This is a genomic window from Gilliamella sp. N-G2 (assembly GCF_002142215.1).
Classification (GTDB): domain Bacteria; phylum Pseudomonadota; class Gammaproteobacteria; order Enterobacterales; family Orbaceae; genus Gilliamella.
Genome location: NZ_NAST01000050.1, coordinates 1 through 4,547, shown reverse-complemented (window position 1 = coordinate 4,547; position 4,547 = coordinate 1). Strand labels below are relative to the sequence as shown.

7 protein-coding genes and 1 pseudogene are annotated in these 4,547 nt (G+C 30.4%); 2 read left to right on the top strand and 6 right to left on the bottom strand.

The genetic code is table 11. The features are described 5' to 3' along the window. Positions 1-16: 16 nt before the first annotated feature. On the top strand, positions 17-862 hold the full coding sequence (locus tag B6C99_RS12720) for a hypothetical protein (protein ID WP_086360164.1): 846 nt from the start codon (positions 17-19) through the stop codon (positions 860-862). A gap of 300 nt (positions 863-1,162) precedes the next feature. Here the strand turns inward: B6C99_RS12720 and B6C99_RS12715 are convergent, their stop codons facing one another. The 4 genes from B6C99_RS12715 to B6C99_RS12700 all read right to left on the bottom strand — a co-directional run bounded on the left by B6C99_RS12715 (position 1,163) and on the right by B6C99_RS12700 (position 3,326). Next, positions 1,163-1,366, bottom strand: coding sequence for a heavy-metal-associated domain-containing protein (locus tag B6C99_RS12715; protein WP_198197801.1), 204 nt, complete (start codon positions 1,364-1,366; stop codon positions 1,163-1,165). Between the two features lie 602 nt (positions 1,367-1,968). Further along, a complete protein-coding gene (locus tag B6C99_RS13280) occupies positions 1,969-2,349 on the bottom strand; it encodes a hypothetical protein (protein WP_086360163.1) in 381 nt (126 codons plus the stop codon). 289 nt (positions 2,350-2,638) lie between these two features. Beyond that, positions 2,639-2,977, bottom strand: coding sequence for a hypothetical protein (locus B6C99_RS12705; RefSeq protein WP_086360162.1), 339 nt, complete (start codon positions 2,975-2,977; stop codon positions 2,639-2,641). Positions 2,978-3,110: 133 nt separating this feature from the next. Continuing rightward, positions 3,111-3,326: a hypothetical protein gene (locus tag B6C99_RS12700; protein ID WP_086360161.1), complete on the bottom strand. Its 216-nt coding sequence runs from the start codon at positions 3,324-3,326 to the stop codon at positions 3,111-3,113. Between the two features lie 58 nt (positions 3,327-3,384). Here B6C99_RS12700 and B6C99_RS13805 point away from each other — a divergent pair. After that, positions 3,385-3,504, top strand: a pseudogene (locus B6C99_RS13805) (SymE family type I addiction module toxin); the annotation flags it as partial. 46 nt (positions 3,505-3,550) lie between these two features. Here B6C99_RS13805 and B6C99_RS12690 read toward each other — a convergent pair. Both B6C99_RS12690 and B6C99_RS12685 read right to left on the bottom strand, forming a co-directional pair. Next, a complete protein-coding gene (locus tag B6C99_RS12690) occupies positions 3,551-3,841 on the bottom strand; it encodes a hypothetical protein (RefSeq protein WP_086360160.1) in 291 nt (96 codons plus the stop codon). A gap of 1 nt (position 3,842) precedes the next feature. Next, a partial coding sequence (locus B6C99_RS12685; RefSeq protein ID WP_216819492.1) for a polymorphic toxin type 50 domain-containing protein occupies positions 3,843-4,547 on the bottom strand: 705 nt, incomplete at its 5' end.

Genomic DNA, 4,547 nt, shown 5'->3' with positions numbered 1-4,547 from the left:
TGGGAAGAAACATTAAATGGAATTAGTTGGTTATAATATGATTTATATAAAATATCTTATCTCTGTTATTTTGTTTTTCCCTTGTTTAGTTTTAGCAATTGACTTAGATGTTTTTAAGGCGAACATTGATAAATATGATGTTGAATTGAATTTTAAAGATGGCGGTGATCTCGATATTCTTATTGAGAATGAAGAAATTAACAATATAGAGTTATTACAAAAAAGATCGACAGTTGATTTTTACTTTAAAATGATACTTTCCTATAAAAAAGGTCAAGGATTGAAACCAACAGGTTTAAATATTTATAGTAAAAAAAATGACCAATTATTTCAAACTATAGATAATTTGCAAGGATTTGACTTTTTAGGAGAATATTCAGTAGGTGCGGTTAACCATATAGATGATAGCTATCGTTTTGCACCAGATTTTTTTGATCACAATGGCATAGAAATAGACTACAATTTTGATGGTAATTATAATGATTTTTATATAGCCAGAGCCGTTGATGATATGGAAGATGGACCTATCATTTATCGTTACTATTCTTATGATGAGAAGAAAAAAGAGTTTATTTATCTCAATTTAGATGGTCGTTACATCGATTTTGATCCCAGCAAAAAAATAGCAAAAAGGAAAAAAGTTTGCGAAATAAATAACTATTCTGCAGTTATTTTAAATGAAACTTATCGATTCAAAGCAGAAAACAGCAACTATACTTTAACGAATTCAACCTGTACTTATAAAGAATATGAGTCTTTTAGAGGTGTTCAAGGACAATCTTTTAAAATTTCCCGTCAATGTTCTCAAAAAGAAATGAATTTTTGTATTAACGAAAATGAACTTGATAAAGATTTTGATTAATTGTTGCTTAAATATAACTGTGATCTAGCTAAATTTTGATGAGCCACTTAATACTAAAATGTTTGGTAATAGTTTTTTTATAAGCTATAAATATTAATCTAAATTCACTTTTTATAAATACGAAAAGCGAGCAAATGTTTTTTAGATGAAGGATATACTAAATTGATACATAGATATACTTCATCAACAATCCAAGTCGATGAAGTATACAAAAACTGTTAATAGATGATTTGATAAAAATACTCTCTAAGGTTTAGAGGACGATCATAATCGTCTAAAATTTAATAACTCTAAATACTGTTAATAAGCAATACCGACAAACTCAAATCCCGCTTCATTAATTGCCGCAATTGCCGCTTCTTGCGAGATAGTACCTCCGTCAATATCAACTTCATGCTTAGCTAAATCAACGGTAACTTTCGCTTTAGGATCAATATCATTAATTGCTTTAGTAATGGTTTTAACACAATGTTGGCAACTCATATTATCAACTATTAATTTCATCATTAACCCCTTTTGGTTATTTAATCATTTATCGGTAAACTATCAATGCCAACAAAAAGCAAAATCAGATTATTCTTTAAATAAAACAAATTTGCTAGCTATTGCCATTAATTAAATAAAATTTAATCCTTATATTACGCCAAAACAAACTAAAACCAAGCCTACTTAAAAAATAAATTAACCTAATTTTAATAGACTTGCCTAGATTAAGTTAAACACATCATCCAGTTATACAATTAATTATCATAATTGGAATTTAAAAATTAACGCTTAGCGATATAGTTCAAACCATGCTTCATAAGTTAAGAATTTATTTTGATCTATATTTTTTGTAAAAATAATTGAAAAGTATATACCGTCTCATGATTATTTTAACGCTATGATGAAAAAGGTGCCCATTTGATAGCAGATCTTTCTAAGTAGACTTTTGAAAATTTTTCACTCAAGTTGATAAACTGCTTTATATTTTATAACAAGCTAAATTATCAAGTGCTTAAAAATTTAATTATAATTTTATTCACAGATGATTTCATAAAGTGTATTAGGTAGATTTTGATATTTTGCAAAATCAGCATGAATAACGTCTCGCATTTCAGCAAACTTTATTTTTTTATGGTTTCTATTTGATTGCACTGAGTTATTGAGACAACCATTTTTGACGTATTTGTAATATTGATCATGTCAATTAATGTATTAATAAGAATATCTAAACGCTCTTTAGGGTCTGTAGGGAAACCAATATCAGCATCTGGTGCATATTCACCATAATCTGTTAAATAAGTAGAATTAGGATAATTGGGAGCATCGCCAATTAAAAAAGTAAATATATTATCATTGGGAATTAAATAGTCAGGGTAATGAACTAACCAATCTTTGGAGATTTTTTCTATTCCCAATTTGCTATTTTTTATATAGTCAGAAGAGCTTTTTAATTTATTCTGACTTAATATTGGTTCTATATAGCCATAAACAATGCTAGACATATTAACTCTCCTTTTTAGTATTATTTATCTAAAATCCAATCAATTATAGACTTACCACCTTTATCGAAATGATTCTATAATCTTTATTTTTAAATATGTTACTTTTTTCGTAATAATAAATAATACTTTTAGAATCCTCTGCTTTTAGCCGATAAGGCTTTTATGCAGGTCAGGTTGTATTGGTTAAAGTTGAACAAGACCAAATGATTATCAGGCTTGCTATACAGATCTAGAAAATAATAAAAGGATCCTAGTTTTTAGGTTAGGATCCTAAATTTTTAAGCCATATCTATTCATTAATTGCTTCTATTACATAATGATCTTTAGCAACAATTTTGAATATTACATTATTATTCCAAACACCACTAAAACTGTAACAATTAAAATTTTTAGGATCTTCATCTGAAAAATAGTCTAGAGTCATGGTTTTAAACGCATCATCTTTAGAAATCGTTAAATGCGATAATTCCTCACCCTCAACACTAAATGATTGGATAGCAAGTACCTCATAAAACAACAATGACCACTTTTGTTCTTTCCAATCCTGAAATACTACATTTAAACCTTGTAGATCAGAAGTGAACCTTAATATTTTTCCATCTGATATTTGTAATTCATTAAGCTGCATAACTATTTTCCTGGATGTCTCTCATTTGGTAAAAATCCTGTCCCATGTCCTGGCTTATAATCTTCAGGTTTTATTTTCTGAATTGCATTTTGTCTTTTAGCTTGATTCCAAGTTAAATTATCAGGTTTTACATCTATATGGTAATAATGGTATTTGCTGCCTGATTATTATTTATATTATCCTTTGTTTCTTTATAATCACCAAATCCTTTAGACGCTGTAATTATACCAATTAACAATGCCGCTGAATTCTCAAGGGCTATCTGATCACCATTAGCAGCTTTAACAAAATTATCTTTAATTGCATCCCATGCTTGGCCGTTAATGATCGCATTTACGGCGTTTGCCACGGTTTGATCTGCTTTTCTCAGTTGGTTATAGCATCAACGGCGGGCAACCCAACCCCAGACCACAACTGACACTAAAGGCCACTGGCTGGAAGCCTTCGGCTTTACTACCTGTCAGCCTGTCATCATCGATGCGCAGCAAGGGGTGTTGATTATCAGGGTTGAGGGATTGAGGGGCTGAGCTAAAAGGTAAAATAAAATCCCCACGGTTAGGTGGGGATTTTTGCTTACTGATAAAGTGAAAATACTATTTTAGGTAATCGAGGAATAAGATTAATATCATCACAATTGACAAGAAATTCTACATTTGTTGATAATATTTCTGAGTAATCGCCTTCTATTTCCCCTGCGAATGAGTACATAAGATCTTTTTCTTCTTCATCGACTTCACTTGAAATAATAACCAGCACTTGTAGCACCCCAGCACGATCGACGTCTATAGATATCATTCTAAATTTAGGCGATATATTAAATAACATAGCTCTTTGTGCAGATAGTAATAACTGTACATCATTCATTTTATTGCCATCCTTTATTTGGATTCACGGGTACAATCTTCGGCGATCCGCTTGATTGAATCATAAATATGTTTGTTGGTTTATTAACATCAGGGAGACCATTAGGGTTTCCAGTATTAATATATCTTCCTGTAACTCCTTTTACCTCAATAACAACCGTACTTTGTTTAGCATTTTCGCTTATAAGTCTATAATTCCCTGAGTTATAAGCATCCAATACTTTTTGAGCATCATCAAGGGAGTTTAAATAGCTTTTATTTGCTGGAGCTGTACCTTGAATATGTCTCATTTGTTTCTGTTGGCTGACATTAGGACTATATACAACAGTTCCTGTCTGAGTTGAAACACCATCAGTCCCCTTTCCGGCATTCCCCAAGCCTTTCTCATTTACTACATGCTCATCAAAATTACTATTTTTATTAGCCTGTTGATTTGCTGCCTGATTATTATTTATATTATCCTTTGTTTCTTTATAATTTCCACCACCTTGTTGAACATTTTCTTTTCCATATACTGATTCAAAATAATCTTTATCTAATTTTCCCGTTATATTACTAGTTTTACTTTTATTGGCCGTTAATAATTTACTTCCTTTTAATGCTCTATTTATTATAGGTAAAGTAAAATGCCCTTCAAAACCATTAATCATCATCATTATTCCAATGGTTCTACCAGCCATTACTTTAGCTTCTTCATCACTGTAACC